Below are 15,096 nucleotides of genomic sequence, written 5' to 3'. Positions count from 1 at the left end.
TTCAGAACTCCTGCCAATTATCCCCTGCAGCGCTGGGCGCGAGCCCCAGTCCTGCTGCCAGTTTTCCGGCCAGCGACCGTGCGGGCGAGGGGTGAACCTGACGGACGGGCGCTGTCGGTGAGACGGCGCGCACAGCCGGGGCCGTTGCGATCGGAGCATCCGCACCGAGATCGAAGCGGGACACCAGCACACGCAGCCGCTCCGCTTCACCGGCAAGTGCCACGCTGGCGCTGTTTGCCTCTTCCACCATGGCGGCATTCTGCTGCGTGACCTGGTCCATCTGGTTGACCGCGACATTCACCTGCGACATGCCGACCGACTGTTCCTTCGATGATGTGGCAATCGCATCCAGCTGGCTATTGATCGCCGAGACATGATTGCGGATGCCGGCAAGCGCAATACCGGTGGCGCTGACCAGCGAAACGCCGCTTCTGACCTCATCGGCCGAGTTGCGGATCAGCTCCTTGATCTCCTTTGCCGCCTGGGCCGAGCGCTGGGCGAGTTCGCGCACTTCCTGGGCGACCACGGCAAATCCCTTGCCCGCTTCACCTGCGCGCGCGGCCTCCACACCCGCATTCAGCGCCAGAAGATTGGTCTGGAAGGCGATCTCGTCAATCACCCCGATAATGCTGGAAATCTGTTCCGACGACTGTTCGATCTTCTGCATCGCATTGACCGCCTTCGCGACCACCTCACCCGATTGCAGCGCCGATTGATTGGCTTCCACGGCCATTCCGCGCGCCTCTTCCGTGCGGTTAGAGGAATTGGCAACATTCGAGGTGATCTCGTCGAGTGCTGCTGCGGTTTCCTCCAGCGAGGCGGCTTGCTGTTCTGTTCTGCGGGAAAGATCGGCGGCGCTCTGTGAAAGTTCGCGCGAACCGCTGTCGATCGCGCCGGTGGCGTCTGAAACAGCCTGCATTGTGTCACGCAACTGCGCCACGGCGGAATTGAAATCCGATCGAAGGCCTTCGAAATCCGGGCTGAACGGCCGGTTAAGCGTGACTGCCAGATTACCGCTGGAAAGCTGCTTCAGCCCCTCTGCCAGCCCTTCCGTCGCCTGCGCCATGTTTGCTGCCCGCACCCGGTCGGCTTCAGCGTTGCGCTGGCGCTCCGCATCCTGGGCGCTGCGGTTGTCTTGCGCCTGCTGTTCCATTTCGCGGGCGCGCAGGCCGTTATCCTTGAATACCTGCACCGCACCAGCCATCTGGCCCACCTCGTCGCGGCGATCGACGCCGTCGATCGTCACCGAAAGATTGCCGTTGGCCAAGTTGACCATCGTTGCCTGCAACTGCTTGATCGGCCGCACCAGCCAGCTGCGAATGGCAAAGAACCCGACCGACAGCACGACGACAAGACCGAGAAGGACGCCGCCAAGCGTAGTCAATGCTGTGGTATTGGCAGCACTGCCGAGAGTTTCGGCCTTGCCCGATACGCCATTGATGATCGTATCGGTGATTTTCGTCGACGTTTCGGCAAATGCGGCGAACTGCGGCTGGCAGCCGGTCAGGAAAGCCTCCTGCGATGCCTGTATCTCGCCCTCTGTCTTTGCGACCTCGCCGAGCCTGATTGCCGGTGCGCAGGATTGCTGAAGGATCGAAAGGCCGGCAGCCTTCAGCGCATGCAGATCCCGGTTATCAGAAAGAATGCCGATCGCCGCGTCCATCCGCTCGGCAAATCCCGCCTGCGCATGCTGCAGTTCCGCGGTCGCGGCCGCATTGCCTTCCGGCGTGCGCGACATCAAAAGATCACCTATCGCCGCCCGAGCCATCTGGATCGACCGGTTGGCACGCGCCACCGAAAGTGATGCCGTACTCTCCTTGTGCAGAAGATCGCCATAGGACCCGTTGATCTCATAGATGCGTGAACTGCTGTAACCCGCAATGGCTATGGCGAAGATACCAAACAGCGCCATGATGGCCATGAACTTGCCGACGATCGAGATGTGCTTCATCGAAATGCCCCGTGTGCAGAGAGTGCGTCGAGGCCAGGGTAGCGGCAGGTCTTTATGATTAAGTATCGGCTAATGTATTATTTTATACCTGTCTAAAATTATACTCGCACAGGTGGTGCCGTCGAATTTCATTTGGACCTTGGTTGCAGCATGCTTCTGCCTCCGAGAAGCGAATGTATTCATAGGGGGCAGGCGGTCTCAGTAGTTCGCGACCATCGTCGGTTCGAAATCCGGGACGACATTGAGCATCGGCGCTGCGCGCGCAACGATCTGCTTTACCATCGGCGCTGCCGTATTGGTGGCAAAAGTACTCGTCGTGCCTTCGCCCGAAAGCGGCTCGTCGCAGAAGGACAAAACGACATATTGCGGGTGATCGATCGGGAAGGCCGCCAGATAGGCGTTGAAGCTCAGCGTGTGGGAATATTTGCCGTTGATGACCTTGTTTGCTGTTCCCGTCTTGCCGCCGACATGGAAGCCGGGAACGTCGGCGCTTTTGCCCGAGCCCTCTTCGCCGTTGAGCTTGAACAGGGTGCGGATCGTATCGCTCGTGCTCGGCTTGACGATCCTCACCGCGGTCTGTTCGGCAGCCTCTGCCGTGCGCGGCAGGAAGGTCGGCTCGATCAGCTCGCCGCCATTGACGAGGGCCGCGCCCGCAACTGCCGTCTGCAGTGGCGTGGTCGCCACGCCATGGCCGAAGGAGATGGTGATGGCGTTGATCTTCTTCCACACTTTCGGCTGGCTCGGCGTCTTCACTTCCGGCAGTTCGGTTTCCATCCGTGTCAAAAGCCCGAACCTGGTGAGATAGGCTTTCTGGTTATCCATGCCGACCCGGTCCATCATCTTCGCCGTGCCGATATTGGAGGAGTAGCGGAAGACCTCCGGTACTGTCAGCCAGCGGCGCGGCACGTCGCGGTCGTCATGAATGGTGAAGCGGCCGAAATGAAGCGGCGTCGTGGCGTCGAACGTATCGGAGAGTTTTGTCACGCCGGAATCGAGCGCCATCGCCATCGAAAAGGTCTTGAAGGTCGAGCCCATTTCGAACGTGCCGTTGGTCATCCGGTTCAGCCAGCCGTCTCCGCCATCGGCCTGCGGATCGTTCGGATCGAAATCGGGTGCGGAGGCAAGCGCCAGCACTTCGCCGGTGTGAATGTCGATGACGGCCGCACCGGCAGCCTTGCTCTTGTATTCGCTCATCGCGTGGCGAACCGCGTCATAGACGATATTCTGCACCCGGATATCGAGCGAAAGGCGGATCGGCTTCAACGCTTCTTCGGTGGTCAGCCCGACGCTCTTCAGGTCGGAAAGCCCCTGCATGTCGAGATACTTTTCCATGCCGGCGACGCCGCGATTGTCAATATCGACATAACCGAGCACATGCGCCGCGATGCGCCCATCCGGATAGAACCGCTTCACCTCCGGACGAAAGCCGATGGCGGGGATGCCGAGTTTCAGCACTTCGCTCTGCTGCTTCGGCGTCAGCTGGCGGCGAACCCAGATGAATTTCTGGCGCTTGTCGGAAAGCTTGGCATAAAGCGACTTGCGATCGAGATCCGGAAAAAGGGCCGAGATTTTCTCCACCGTCTCATCGAGATCGACGATGCGGAAAGGTTCGGCAAACATCGAAACGGTGTGGATGTCTGTCGCCAGAAGCTCGCCATTGCGATCGGTAATGTCCGGACGCGCCGCGATATTGTTATTGGCGGGAATGGATGCGGTCGCCTCTGCCGGGCTGAAGCCGTATTCGGTCATCCGGGCAAACATCGCGCAATAGGCAAGGATGAAACAGGTCGACAGGATGACGAGGCGGGATCTCGCCTGCTTCGCACTGCCCGGCGCCTTCCGCTTTGCTTTGGCTGAGCGTTTTGCAGAGATCAGCGTTTTCACGCGACCGCTCTTGCGAAGGGAAAAGGCGATAACTGACATGAAGGTCTTCTGCTCTCAGGCGGAAGATCATCGACCACCGTGCCGACGATTGTCTAGGTTCGGATGGTTAACGACACGCTAATATCGCGCGCCGAACCGATCACGAAAACGCACATTCGGTGCCCGGGAGGGGCCACCGAATGCCTGGCCATCACAGGCTCAAGTCCAGACCGAGCTGACTGCTGAGGAAAAATGCGAAGACTGCCAAGGCCAACACCGCCAGCGCAAAAACTGCCGCTACCTTGCCGCCCGTGCGTACCAACGCCAGCGTCTCACCCTTTTCACCCTGATCATAATGCCACTTGATGGCGAAGAACATGGCCAAGCCCAAAGCGACAGCTTTGAAGATGACGAAGACGACAGGGACCCAATCCATGACAAAGGCTCTCATTTGCATAAGCTATGTGCCTTATGCTCCCATTTTGGGCAGATGCATATATCTCATTCTGCAACGCTGATATGTGACAGCAGGTGGTTGGGGAGCAGGGCTGTGTGCGTTGGGTTCGGGAATGGCTGCGTCGCACAATGGTGGTGAGTGTCACGCCACTGGATTGCTGGTTCGAAGCTGCTGGCGAGGTGTACGTCACACTGAAAGTGGAGCGTCAAAACATTCTAGGAATAGGATTCTTCGTAATCTTCAAATTCCCAAAACATAAACCGGGACAATATATTTGCTATGTCATTCCATGTTTCGCCTGACACCTCGGAGACAAGTTTTCCGACAGCTGCCTTAATCGCGCAACCATCGTGCTCGTTCATAAATAAAATGTGCCTTGAAAAGGCAGGGTGTTGGGCACGGTTCTTCTGAAACCATTTCGGAGAACAAACTTCAAAGCTGAAGATATCTCCGCCCTCTTTGCCCTGAATGGCAACTGTTACATCCATGCCAATACAAAAGTCTGATGGGTCATCGGGCCAGTAACTATCGAACTCTCCCCCTGCCATCGAGTAGGACTTAATCACAGCTTTCATGGCACCATATGGGTTGTATACCTATCATCTGAATGGGGCCGGTATACAGGCCATCTGCTGCTCCGGCGACCAGTTTTCAGGCCTGTCCTGAGCATAGACCCATTTCAAGCCGCTTTTTATCCATGTCTCGCGAAATGCCTGAGCACTCCGGATCGTCTCATCTTCATAACCGAATTCAACACCACAGCAGGGACATATTTCGTAGGTGGGGCAATTTCCGTCTTCTCCGTACTGGGGGTACGGTTGCCGCAATCCACAGACGCGGCAATGGCAAGTGGGATCATTATGCATTGAAATTGGAGCGCCCTGCCTTCCGAAATATTGGGTAGTTTCTCGACTATCAACCAATAGCCTTCGTGGGCGTGTGACAGCAACGGGCAGAAAGTCGCCGTCGTCTTTTATCCCATTCACAACGCAAAAAAGGGCGGCCTTGCGACCGCCCTTCTATTCCTGAACCGGATGGCTCAGATATGAAACCTTAACGGTCTCACATCATGTCCATGCCGCCCATGCCGCCCATGCCGCCAGGCATGCCGCCGCCAGCTGCTTCCTTCTTCGGAAGTTCGGCGATCATGGCTTCGGTGGTGATCAGCAGCGAAGCAACCGAAGCTGCGTTCTGCAGAGCCGTACGAACGACCTTGACCGGGTCGACGATGCCCATGGCGATCATGTCGCCATATTCAGACGTCTGGGCGTTGTAGCCGTAGTTGTCTTCGTTCTTTTCGAGGATCTTGCCGACCACGATCGAAGCTTCGTCACCAGCGTTTTCAGAGATCTGGCGAACCAGAGACTGCAGAGCGCGGCGAACGATGTTGACACCAGCTTCCTGGTCGTCGTTCGCACCCTTGACGGTGATCTTGGAAGCCGAACGGAGCAGTGCAACGCCGCCGCCCGGTACGATGCCTTCCTGAACGGCCGCGCGGGTTGCGTTCAGAGCGTCGTCGATGCGGTCCTTGCGTTCCTTGACTTCGATTTCGGTCGAGCCGCCAACGCGGATGACGGCAACGCCGCCAGCGAGCTTGGCAAGACGTTCCTGCAGCTTTTCGCGGTCGTAGTCCGAAGTGGTTTCTTCGATCTGCGCCTTGATCTGGGCTACGCGGCCTTCGATGTCAGCCTTCTGGCCGGCGCCGTCGACGATCGTCGTGTTTTCCTTGGAGATCGAAACCTTCTTGGAACGGCCGAGCATGTCGAGGGTGACGTTTTCGAGCTTGATGCCGAGGTCTTCGGAGATGACGGTGCCGCCCGTGAGGATGGCGATGTCTTCCAGCATGGCCTTGCGGCGATCGCCGAAGCCCGGAGCCTTGACGGCAGCGATCTTCAGGCCGCCACGCAGCTTGTTGACGACGAGCGTTGCAAGAGCTTCGCCTTCAACGTCTTCAGCGATGATGACGAGCGGCTTGCCGGTCTGAACGACGGCTTCGAGAACCGGCAGCATGGCCTGGAGGTTCGAGAGCTTCTTTTCGTGCAGCAGGATGTACGCGTCTTCGAGGTCCGCGATCATCTTTTCCGGGTTGGTCACGAAGTAAGGCGACAGGTAGCCGCGGTCGAACTGCATGCCTTCGACGACTTCGAGTTCGGTTTCAGCGGTCTTGGCTTCTTCGACGGTGATGACGCCTTCGTTGCCAACCTTCTGCATGGCTTCAGCAATGTCGTTACCGACCTGCGTGTCGCCGTTTGCGGAGATCGTGCCGACCTGGGCAACTTCAGCCGAGGTGGAGATCTTCTTTGCCTTGGCCTGCAGGTCCTTGACGACTTCGAGAACGGCCAGATCGATACCGCGCTTCAGGTCCATCGGGTTCATGCCGGCAGCAACTGCCTTGGCGCCTTCGCGAACGATCGCGCGGGCAAGAACGGTTGCGGTCGTGGTGCCGTCACCGGCGATGTCGTTGGTCTTCGAAGCAACTTCGCGGACCATCTGGGCGCCCATGTTTTCGAACTTGTCTTCAAGTTCGATTTCCTTGGCGACCGATACACCGTCCTTGGTGATGCGCGGAGCGCCGAAGGACTTGTCGATAACAACGTTACGACCCTTCGGGCCGAGGGTTACCTGCACTGCGTCAGCGAGGATGTCGACGCCGCGCAGCATCTTTTCGCGCGCAGAGCGGCCGAATTTTACTTCTTTAGCTGCCATTTTGAGAGCTCCTGAATAGAGGTTTCAGCGAATTACGAAAAAAGCGTTGCCGGCAATCAGCCGATAACGCCCATGATGTCGGATTCCTTCATGATCAGAAGGTCTTCGCCGTTAAGCTTGACTTCGGTGCCGGACCACTTGCCGAACAGAACGCGGTCGCCGACCTTGACGTCGAGAGCAACGAGTGCGCCCTTGTCGTCACGTGCGCCGGAGCCGACTGCGATGATTTCGCCTTCAGCCGGCTTTTCCTTGGCGGTGTCCGGAATGATGATGCCGCCCTTGGTCTTTTCTTCAGACTCGACGCGCTTTACGACAACGCGATCGTGCAGGGGGCGGAAAGTTGTGCTTGCCATTGTCTAATCCCTCGATCAAATGACATGGACAGGTCTCAGGAATAAGACCCGCGGATCTCGTTTAGCACTCCTCGGATGAGAGTGCTAACGGAGCCCGAGATAAGGGTGGCGATCGGGCGAGTCAAGAACGGGCTCGAAATTTTCGTTGCCGCTCTGCAACATCAAGCAAAACAGGATTAACAGCCAACGGCCATCACTCTCCTGCTCTGGCGAGACGGCTTCTGTCAGAAGAGTTTGACCTCAGCATGGCAGCTGCCGATGAAGCCAGCCAATGAAAATTGTCATATAGCTTTAACATGACATTTTTACTGAGGCGCATTCCTTTTGAGGATATTGGTTTGGGGGAGGGCATATGGCGGCGATTGACGATGTGGCAAAATCGGATAGCGCTCAGCCCACACTTGCCGAACTAACTTCCGTCTTCGCCCGCATCGGCTGTTTGAGCTTCGGTGGCCCGGCAGCGCAGATAGCCATGATGCACCGTGCAGTCGTGGAGGAAAAACGCTGGCTCTCGGAGGAGCGGTTCCTGCATGCCCTGAACTACTGCATGCTGCTGCCGGGACCGGAGGCGCAACAGCTCGCCACCTATATCGGCTGGCTGACCCATGGCACCCGCGGCGGCGTCATCTCAGGGCTGCTTTTCATTCTGCCCGGCCTCGTCGTCATCACCATCCTGTCGGCCGCCTACGCGCTCTGGCAGGAAACCACATGGCTGGCCGGTCTGTTCTTTGGGCTCAAGGCCGCAGTTCTTGCCATCGTCGTCGAGGCGGTCATTCGGCTCTCGAAGAAGACGCTGAAGAGCGGGTTTCTCTGTCTTGTGGCAGCCACGGCCTTCGTGGCGCTGTTTATTTTTTCTGTACCCTTTCCGGTCGTGGTTCTCGCTGCTGCCTCTGCCGGTTTCCTCAATGCCCGGCGAACCGGTGTCACCACGGCACCAACAGACCTCACCGATCTTCACGCACCACCATCACCGGGCAGGGCGATCATGAGCCTGATCGGCTGGATCATCGTCTGGCAATTGCCGCTTCTGATCCTTTGGGCCTTTTCCGCACCGGATGGCCTGACAAGTCTTTTCTCCTTCTTCTCAAAAATGGCGCTGGTCACCTTCGGCGGTGCTTATGCGGTTTTGGCCTATGTGGCGCAGGTCGGTGTCGAGCAATATGGCTGGCTGAAGCCGGGCGAAATGCTGGATGGGTTGGCGCTGGCCGAAACCACGCCGGGGCCGCTCGTTCTCGTTCTTTCCTTCGTTGGTTTCCTCACCGGTTTTCGCGAGGCTTCCGGGGTCGTCGGAGGCGTTCTCGGCGCTTTGCTGGTAGCCTGGGCGACCTTCGTTCCGAGCTTCATCTTCATTTTTGCCGGTGCGCCTTATATCGAGCGCCTGCGCGGTAATCGCATCCTGTCCGGCGCGCTGTCGGCGATCACTGCGGCGATTGTCGGCGTCATCCTCAACCTCGCCATCTGGTTCGGCCTGCATGTTCTGTTTCGCGAAGTAGGAAAGGTCGAACTCGTGCCGTCGCTCGGGCTTGAACTGGCGCTGCCGGTCTGGGCAAGCCTCGATCCGGTGGCAGCAGTTCTGTTCGTGCTCTCGGCCGTTTTGCTGTTCCGGATGAAGCTCGGCATGATGCCGGTTCTCGGTATCTGCGCCGCGGCCGGGCTGGCGGTTCGCTTGGCGGCACTCATGTAACGGCCGCATGAAATATACCGCACTGCACGCAAATCTCCTTGCCATCCAGGCCACGCTTTGCGACATCAGCGCCAGATATGTGAGGCCAGACGTGGCAGAAGGTGATCAACAGGCATGGCAAAGCGCATCCAGAACTTGAGTGAAGTCATTGGCGGCTACGATGTGGTTCTGTCCGATGTCTGGGGCGTGGTGCATAACGGTGTTGCAGCCTTTCCGCATTCCTGTCAGGCATTGGCCGAAGCCCGCAAAGCCGGTGCAACCGTCGTGCTGATCACCAATTCCCCACGGCCCGCGCCGGGCGTCATCGAGCAGCTGAAACTGCTCGGCGTCGAAGACGGCACCTATGACCGCATCGTCACGTCTGGCGACGTGACCCGCCATCTGATCGCCGAAGGCCCGAAAAAGGTTTTTCTGCTCGGCCCCGAACGCGACATGCCGCTTTTCGATGGTCTCGACGTCGAGGTTGTTTCCGCCGACCAGGCGGAAGCGATCGTCTGCACCGGCTTCTTCGATGACGAGAAGGAAGTGCCGGAAGACTATACCGACATGCTGAAGGCCTTGGTTGCCCGCGACGTGCCTTTCATCTGCGCCAACCCGGATCTCGTCGTCGAGCGTGGCCACAAGATCATTCCATGCGCCGGTGCTGTTGCCGCCTATTACGAACAGCTCGGCGGCAAGACCCGCATCGCCGGCAAGCCGCATTTCCCGATCTACGAGGCCTCGCTTGCGGCCGCCCGCGAAGTGCGCGGCGACTTCGACAAGTCGAAGGTGCTCGCTGTTGGCGACGGCATGCCGACCGATGTGCGCGGCGCGCTTTCGCAAGGCCTCGACCTGCTTTATATCAGCGCTGGTATCCATGTGGCGGAATACACTGTCAACGGCGAGACGGACGAGGCCATCCTGCAGGCATGGTTGAAGAGCGAAAACGCCGCGCCGAAATTCTGGATGCCCAGACTTGCTTGATTGATCTGGCCTGGCCAGTCACGCAATATCGAATAGCCTGATCCGGACCTGTCCCATGACCGTATTTCACCGCAACGAAAAGAAGGATCCGCTGCCCGAGGCTCTGAAGGGCGGAGTGGTCGCGATCGGCAACTTCGACGGCGTGCATCGCGGTCATCGCAGCGTGCTCAAACGTGCGCTGAAGCTGGCGGAAGAACGCGGTGTACCGGCTCTGGTCCTGACCTTCGAGCCGCATCCGCGTACCGTCTTCAAGCCGGACCAGCCGGTTTTCCGCATCACGCCGGCGCCGGTGAAGGCGCGGCTCCTGGAGGCGATGGGGTTCCATTCGGTGATCGAATATCCATTCGATCGCGATTTTGCCGGCCGCTCCGCCGAAGAGTTCATCCGGTCTATTTTGGTCGACTGGCTGGGCGCGAGTGCAGTCGTCACCGGCTTCGATTTCCATTTCGGCAAGGGCCGCGAGGGTGGGCCGGCCTTCCTGATGGCCGCCGGTGAGCGCCACGGTTTTTCCGTCTCGCTGGTCGATGCCTTCCGCGATGAAAACGCCGAGGTGATTTCATCAAGCCGTATCCGCGAATTGCTGGGCGAGGGGGATGTCGCTCAGGCAGCCGGCCTGCTCGGTTATCGCTATACGGTGGAAGCCGAAGTGATCGACGGGGAAAAGCTCGGCCGCCAGCTCGGTTTTCCTACCGCCAATATGCGGCTGGCGCCCGAGGCGGAATTGAAGCCCGGCATCTATGCCGTCCGTTTCCGCCGCGCAGACGGCACGCTTTATGACGGCGTCGCAAGCTACGGCCGCCGCCCGACGGTGACCGATAATGGCGCTCCGTTGCTCGAAACCTATCTCTTCGATTTTTCCGGTTCGCTCTATTGCGAAATCTGCGCCGTCTCTTTCTTCGGCCATCTGCGCGACGAGCTGAAATTCGACGGGCTGGACCCGCTGGTGGCGCAGATCAAGCGCGACGAGGAAGAGGCGAGGGCGCTGCTTTCCGGCGTTCAGCCGATTAGTGAACTGGATGCGAAGATCGCATTCGCCTTCAACGCAGAAAACGAAGGATAAGATCATGGCAAGCACCCCGCGCCGGCCCACCAATCCTATGGATGCCGCCGAAGCCCTGTTCAAGCCGGCAAAGAAAGCCGCCGCAGCACCTGTCGAAAAGCGCGCCCTGCCGGAAGTTAAGGAACTTGTGTCGATCAAGCTCGACAGCGCGGTTATCGAATATTTTCAGGAAGACGGCCCCGGCTGGCAGGACCGCATCAACGATGCACTGCGCGGTGTGATGGCGGCAAATCCGAGAGATTGAAGAGCAGTCGTTTTTTAAAGGCGCTTTTCCGAGCCCGCATCTTTCAGGATAGCGTTGTCGGTGTGTCGACTCAAAAGATTATGCGGAAGCAATATGATCTTTCCGGTGTCTCGCGAGCGCCATTTTTCATGCGAACCCTTCGCGTTGGTCAGATATTCATAACCGAGTTCCGAAATGATCGTGCGGACGGTTTTGTAAAAACCATCGACCATCAGGCCGCAGCCGGAATGCTGGCAGGTCTCTCCCAGAGAATTGCTGGGATGAGATCTCTGATCGGTGTGTCAGCAAGGTCTGCTGCTGACATATGGTTGGCGACGATCAGATCGATGGCTGCGTCAAAGAGCACGTCCTCGAAAGCATTTACGGTCGGAGCTTCGATATGGAGGCCGTCGATATCGCTCTCGGAATAAAAGACCTTGGCCTCTTCATCCCAAACGGCTTTTACGAAAAACGTTCTTTTCATAACAACGGCCCAAACCTGTTCTGGTACAGTCGCGGCAAGAATATACGACCTCGCGGCAGTCAGGCAATCATGTCGTCTCGCCAATCCGATTTCCCCCTTCCTTTCCGCCCCAAAACGCCTTAATAACCGCGTCCATGACAGTTTTCCGGTCGGCCCAGATCATCGCTAGGATGATCATACGAATTATCGGCCCGGCTTTCCGCGCTGCTTGATCAAGCTGCGGGAAGGTCCGGGATTTTGGCGTTTGAACAGTGCCTCCGCCACCGAATTCTCATCCGCATCGCGCCGAAACGTGGCGCCAAGAGACGATTGCCTGATATGACCGATACTGCTGAAAAGCTCGATTACTCGAAGACCCTTTATCTGCCCGAGACGGAATTCCCGATGCGCGCCGGCCTGCCGCAGAAGGAGCCGGAAACCGTTGCCCGCTGGCAGCAGATGGACCTCTACAGACAACTGCGCACCTCCGCCGTCGGCCGCGAAAAGTTCGTGCTGCACGATGGGCCTCCCTACGCCAACGGCAACATCCATATCGGCCATGCGCTGAACAAGATCCTGAAGGACGTCATCACCCGCTCGTTCCAGATGCGCGGTTATGACTCGAATTACGTTCCGGGCTGGGATTGCCACGGCCTGCCGATCGAGTGGAAGATCGAGGAAGAAAACTACCGCGCCAAGGGCAAGGCCAAGCCGGACCTGAAGCAGCCGGACGCGATGATCGAATTCCGCAAGGAATGCCGCGCCTATGCCGAAAAATGGATCAAGATCCAGGGCGACGAGTTCAAGCGCCTCGGCATCGTCGGCGATTTCGACAACCCGTATCTAACGATGAACTTTCACGCCGAAAGCCGCATCGCCGGCGAACTGCTGAAAATCGCCATGAGCGGCCAGCTTTATCGCGGCTCCAAGCCGATCATGTGGTCGGTCGTCGAGCGCACGGCGCTGGCGGAAGCCGAGGTCGAATACCACGATTACGAGAGTGACACGATCTGGGTGAAGTTCCCGGTCGTCGGCGCTGCCGAACTCTCCGACGCTCACGTCGTCATCTGGACCACCACCCCGTGGACCATCCCCGGCAACCGCGCCGTCGCCTATTCGCCGAAGGTCGCTTACGGCCTTTACGAGGTCACCGAAGCTGTCAACGACTTCGGTCCGCAGCCGGGTGAAAAGCTGATCTTTGCCGATGCGCTGGCCGAAGAATCGGCTGCCAAGGCAAAGCTCACCTTCAAGAAGCTGCGTGGCGTCTCGGCAGACGAAATGGCAGCCCTGACGCTTGCGCACCCGCTCGCGGGCCTCGGCGGCGGTTACGAATTCGCCGTTCCGCTTCTCGCCGGCGATCACGTCACCGATGATGCTGGTACCGGTTTCGTCCACACCGCTCCTTCCCATGGCCGTGAAGACTTCGAGGCATGGATGTCGTCGGTCAAGGAACTGGAAGCCAAGGGCATCGATACCCGCATCCCATTCCCGGTCGACGACAGCGGCACCTACACCGCCGACGCCCCCGGTTTCGAGGGCGCTCGCGTCATGGATGACAACGGCAAGAAGGGTGATGCCAACGACCGCGTCATCAAGGCGCTGATCGAACGTAACGCACTGTTTGCCCGTGGCCGCCTGAAGCACTCCTATCCGCATTCGTGGCGCTCCAAGAAGCCGATCATCTTCCGCAACACGCCGCAATGGTTCGTCTATATGGACAAGGACCTGAAGGACGGCACAACGCTGCGCACCCGTGCCCTGTCTGCGATCGATGACACCCGTTTCGTGCCCGCCGGCGGCCAGAACCGTCTGCGTGCCATGATCGAGCAGCGCCCGGACTGGGTTCTGTCGCGTCAGCGCGCCTGGGGCGTTCCGATCTGCGTGTTTGCCGATGAAGAAGGCAATGTCCTGCAGGACGAAGAGGTCAACAAGCGCATTCTCGAAGCCTTCGATACCGAAGGTGCCGATGCCTGGTTCGCCGAAGGCGCCAAGGAACGGTTCCTGGGCAATGGCCACGACCACGGAAAGTGGACGCAGGTCATGGATATCCTCGATGTCTGGTTCGATAGTGGCTCGACGCATACGTTCACGCTCGAAGACCGCCCGGACCTGAAATGGCCGGCCGATGTCTATCTCGAAGGCTCCGACCAGCATCGCGGCTGGTTCCACTCCTCGCTTCTGGAATCGGCTGCCACCCGCGGCCGCGCGCCTTATGACACGGTCGTCACCCATGGTTTCACCATGGATGAAAAGGGCCAGAAAATGTCGAAGTCGCTCGGCAACGTCGTGTCCCCGCAGGACGTGATGAAGGATGCCGGTGCCGACATCCTTCGCCTATGGGTCATGACCACCGACTATTGGGAAGACCAGCGCCTCGGCAAGACGATCATCCAGACGAATGTCGATGCCTATCGCAAGCTGCGCAACACCATTCGCTGGATGCTCGGCACGCTGGCCCATGACGAAGGTGAGGAAATCGCCTACGCCGAACTGCCGGAACTCGAAAAGCTGATGCTGCATCGCCTGTATGAGCTCGATAAGCTCGTACGCGAAGGCTATGATGCGTTCGAATTCAAGAAGATCACCCGTGCGCTGATCGATTTTGCCAATATCGAACTCTCGGCTTTCTATTTCGACATCCGCAAGGACGCGCTCTATTGCGATGCCCCGTCTTCGCCGCGCCGCCGCGCTTCGCTCGCCGTCATCCGCGAAATCTTTGAGGCCACCGTCACCTGGCTTGCCCCGATGCTGCCTTTCACCACCGAAGAGGCTTGGTTGTCGCTGAAACCGGATGCGGTCTCGGTGCATCTCGAGCAGTTCCCGCAGGTGCCGGCCGAATGGAAGAACGACGCGGTTGCCGAAAAGTGGGCGAAGATCCGCAAGGTTCGCTCCGTGGTCACCGGCGCACTCGAGATCGAGCGCAAGGACAAGCGCATCGGTTCGTCGCTGGAAGCGGCGCCCGTCGTCTATGTTGCCGATGCCGAATTGTTGAAGGCGCTGGAAGGTCTCGAATTCGAGGAAACCTGCATCACCTCTGCCATCACGATCACGGCAGGTGAAGGTCCGGAAACGGCTTTCCGTCTGCCGGAAGTCGCGGGCGTGTCGGTCGATCCGAAGCTGGCCGAGGGCACCAAATGCGCCCGTTCGTGGCGTGTGACAACCGATGTCGGCTCCGATCCGGCATGGCCGGATGTCTCGGCTCGCGATGCTGCGGCGCTGACCGAACTTGCCAAGCTTGGCAAGTTGTAATGTCATGAACCGTGCCGGATGATTGCGCTTAAGCGCGTCATCCGGTATTCCTGCCTGAAATTGGCCGGATTTATCCGTCAGGTCGATGGCAATAGTCTATGAGGCGTCGAGGCGGGCGTCCGTG

Annotated in this window: 12 protein-coding genes; 5 read left to right on the top strand and 7 right to left on the bottom strand. The window is 58.7% G+C overall.

What is annotated here, in order from left to right:
* Position 1: 1 nt before the first annotated feature.
* From GGE33_RS11170 to groES, 6 genes are all read right to left on the bottom strand, one after another.
* Complete coding sequence (locus tag GGE33_RS11170; RefSeq protein ID WP_183823144.1) at positions 2 to 1,951, bottom strand: methyl-accepting chemotaxis protein; 1,950 nt, start codon at positions 1,949 to 1,951, stop codon at positions 2 to 4.
* Between the two features lie 198 nt (positions 1,952 to 2,149).
* Positions 2,150 to 3,874 (bottom strand): peptidoglycan D,D-transpeptidase FtsI family protein, encoded by a 1,725-nt coding sequence (locus GGE33_RS11165; protein WP_148147364.1) that lies wholly within the window; start codon positions 3,872 to 3,874, stop codon positions 2,150 to 2,152.
* A 151-nt stretch (positions 3,875 to 4,025) separates the two neighbouring features.
* Positions 4,026 to 4,250 carry a hypothetical protein gene (locus tag GGE33_RS11160; protein WP_183823142.1) on the bottom strand — a complete coding sequence of 75 codons (225 nt, stop codon included), beginning with the start codon at positions 4,248 to 4,250 and terminating at the stop codon, positions 4,026 to 4,028.
* A 236-nt stretch (positions 4,251 to 4,486) separates the two neighbouring features.
* Positions 4,487 to 4,846 carry an immunity 8 family protein gene (locus GGE33_RS11155; protein WP_183823140.1) on the bottom strand — a complete coding sequence of 120 codons (360 nt, stop codon included), beginning with the start codon at positions 4,844 to 4,846 and terminating at the stop codon, positions 4,487 to 4,489.
* 487 nt (positions 4,847 to 5,333) lie between these two features.
* Complete coding sequence (groL, locus tag GGE33_RS11150) at positions 5,334 to 6,977, bottom strand: chaperonin GroEL (protein ID WP_148142920.1); 1,644 nt, start codon at positions 6,975 to 6,977, stop codon at positions 5,334 to 5,336.
* 56 nt (positions 6,978 to 7,033) lie between these two features.
* Positions 7,034 to 7,330: a co-chaperone GroES gene (gene groES / locus GGE33_RS11145; protein ID WP_092997992.1), complete on the bottom strand. Its 297-nt coding sequence runs from the start codon at positions 7,328 to 7,330 to the stop codon at positions 7,034 to 7,036.
* A gap of 352 nt (positions 7,331 to 7,682) precedes the next feature.
* Here groES and chrA point away from each other — a divergent pair, with 352 nt between their 5' ends.
* From chrA to GGE33_RS11125, 4 genes are all read left to right on the top strand, one after another.
* Positions 7,683 to 9,014, top strand: coding sequence for a chromate efflux transporter (gene chrA, locus GGE33_RS11140; protein WP_183823138.1), 1,332 nt, complete (start codon positions 7,683 to 7,685; stop codon positions 9,012 to 9,014).
* Between the two features lie 114 nt (positions 9,015 to 9,128).
* Positions 9,129 to 9,977 (top strand): TIGR01459 family HAD-type hydrolase, encoded by an 849-nt coding sequence (locus GGE33_RS11135; RefSeq protein ID WP_183823136.1) that lies wholly within the window; start codon positions 9,129 to 9,131, stop codon positions 9,975 to 9,977.
* A 55-nt stretch (positions 9,978 to 10,032) separates the two neighbouring features.
* The gene (locus tag GGE33_RS11130; RefSeq protein ID WP_183823134.1) at positions 10,033 to 11,037 is read left to right on the top strand and encodes a bifunctional riboflavin kinase/FAD synthetase; all 1,005 of its coding nucleotides are present in this window, start codon (positions 10,033 to 10,035) and stop codon (positions 11,035 to 11,037) included.
* 4 nt (positions 11,038 to 11,041) lie between these two features.
* Positions 11,042 to 11,281, top strand: coding sequence for a BrnA antitoxin family protein (locus tag GGE33_RS11125; RefSeq protein WP_183823132.1), 240 nt, complete (start codon positions 11,042 to 11,044; stop codon positions 11,279 to 11,281).
* A 211-nt stretch (positions 11,282 to 11,492) separates the two neighbouring features.
* Here GGE33_RS11125 and GGE33_RS11120 read toward each other — a convergent pair whose 3' ends face one another.
* Positions 11,493 to 11,744 carry a DUF1902 domain-containing protein gene (locus tag GGE33_RS11120; protein WP_148142915.1) on the bottom strand — a complete coding sequence of 84 codons (252 nt, stop codon included), beginning with the start codon at positions 11,742 to 11,744 and terminating at the stop codon, positions 11,493 to 11,495.
* Positions 11,745 to 12,062: 318 nt separating this feature from the next.
* Here GGE33_RS11120 and ileS point away from each other — a divergent pair, with 318 nt between their 5' ends.
* Positions 12,063 to 14,972, top strand: a complete 2,910-nt coding sequence (gene ileS, locus GGE33_RS11115; protein ID WP_183823130.1) for an isoleucine--tRNA ligase — start codon at positions 12,063 to 12,065, stop codon at positions 14,970 to 14,972.
* The last annotated feature ends 124 nt before the right edge of the window (positions 14,973 to 15,096 follow it).

This window comes from Aliirhizobium cellulosilyticum (genome assembly GCF_014198105.1).
GTDB lineage: Bacteria > Pseudomonadota > Alphaproteobacteria > Rhizobiales > Rhizobiaceae > Neorhizobium > Neorhizobium cellulosilyticum.
Note: the sequence above shows the minus strand (reverse complement) of the source record. Positions and strands in the feature narration are given on the sequence as shown.

Excerpts from the sequence above, each read along its gene's own strand:
- GGE33_RS11170 (WP_183823144.1), bottom strand. The coding sequence starts at position 1,951 with ATGAAGCACATCTCGATCGTCGGCAAGTTCATGGCCATCATGGCGCTG.
- GGE33_RS11160 (WP_183823142.1), bottom strand. The coding sequence starts at position 4,250 with ATGGATTGGGTCCCTGTCGTCTTCGTCATCTTCAAAGCTGTCGCTTTG.
- GGE33_RS11165 (WP_148147364.1), bottom strand. The coding sequence starts at position 3,874 with ATGTCAGTTATCGCCTTTTCCCTTCGCAAGAGCGGTCGCGTGAAAACG.
- chrA (WP_183823138.1), top strand. The coding sequence starts at position 7,683 with ATGGCGGCGATTGACGATGTGGCAAAATCGGATAGCGCTCAGCCCACA.
- GGE33_RS11135 (WP_183823136.1), top strand. The coding sequence starts at position 9,129 with ATGGCAAAGCGCATCCAGAACTTGAGTGAAGTCATTGGCGGCTACGAT.
- groES (WP_092997992.1), bottom strand. The coding sequence starts at position 7,330 with ATGGCAAGCACAACTTTCCGCCCCCTGCACGATCGCGTTGTCGTAAAG.
- groL (WP_148142920.1), bottom strand. The coding sequence starts at position 6,977 with ATGGCAGCTAAAGAAGTAAAATTCGGCCGCTCTGCGCGCGAAAAGATG.
- ileS (WP_183823130.1), top strand. The coding sequence starts at position 12,063 with ATGACCGATACTGCTGAAAAGCTCGATTACTCGAAGACCCTTTATCTG.
- GGE33_RS11125 (WP_183823132.1), top strand. The coding sequence starts at position 11,042 with ATGGCAAGCACCCCGCGCCGGCCCACCAATCCTATGGATGCCGCCGAA.
- GGE33_RS11130 (WP_183823134.1), top strand. The coding sequence starts at position 10,033 with ATGACCGTATTTCACCGCAACGAAAAGAAGGATCCGCTGCCCGAGGCT.
- GGE33_RS11155 (WP_183823140.1), bottom strand. The coding sequence starts at position 4,846 with ATGAAAGCTGTGATTAAGTCCTACTCGATGGCAGGGGGAGAGTTCGAT.
- GGE33_RS11120 (WP_148142915.1), bottom strand. The coding sequence starts at position 11,744 with ATGAAAAGAACGTTTTTCGTAAAAGCCGTTTGGGATGAAGAGGCCAAG.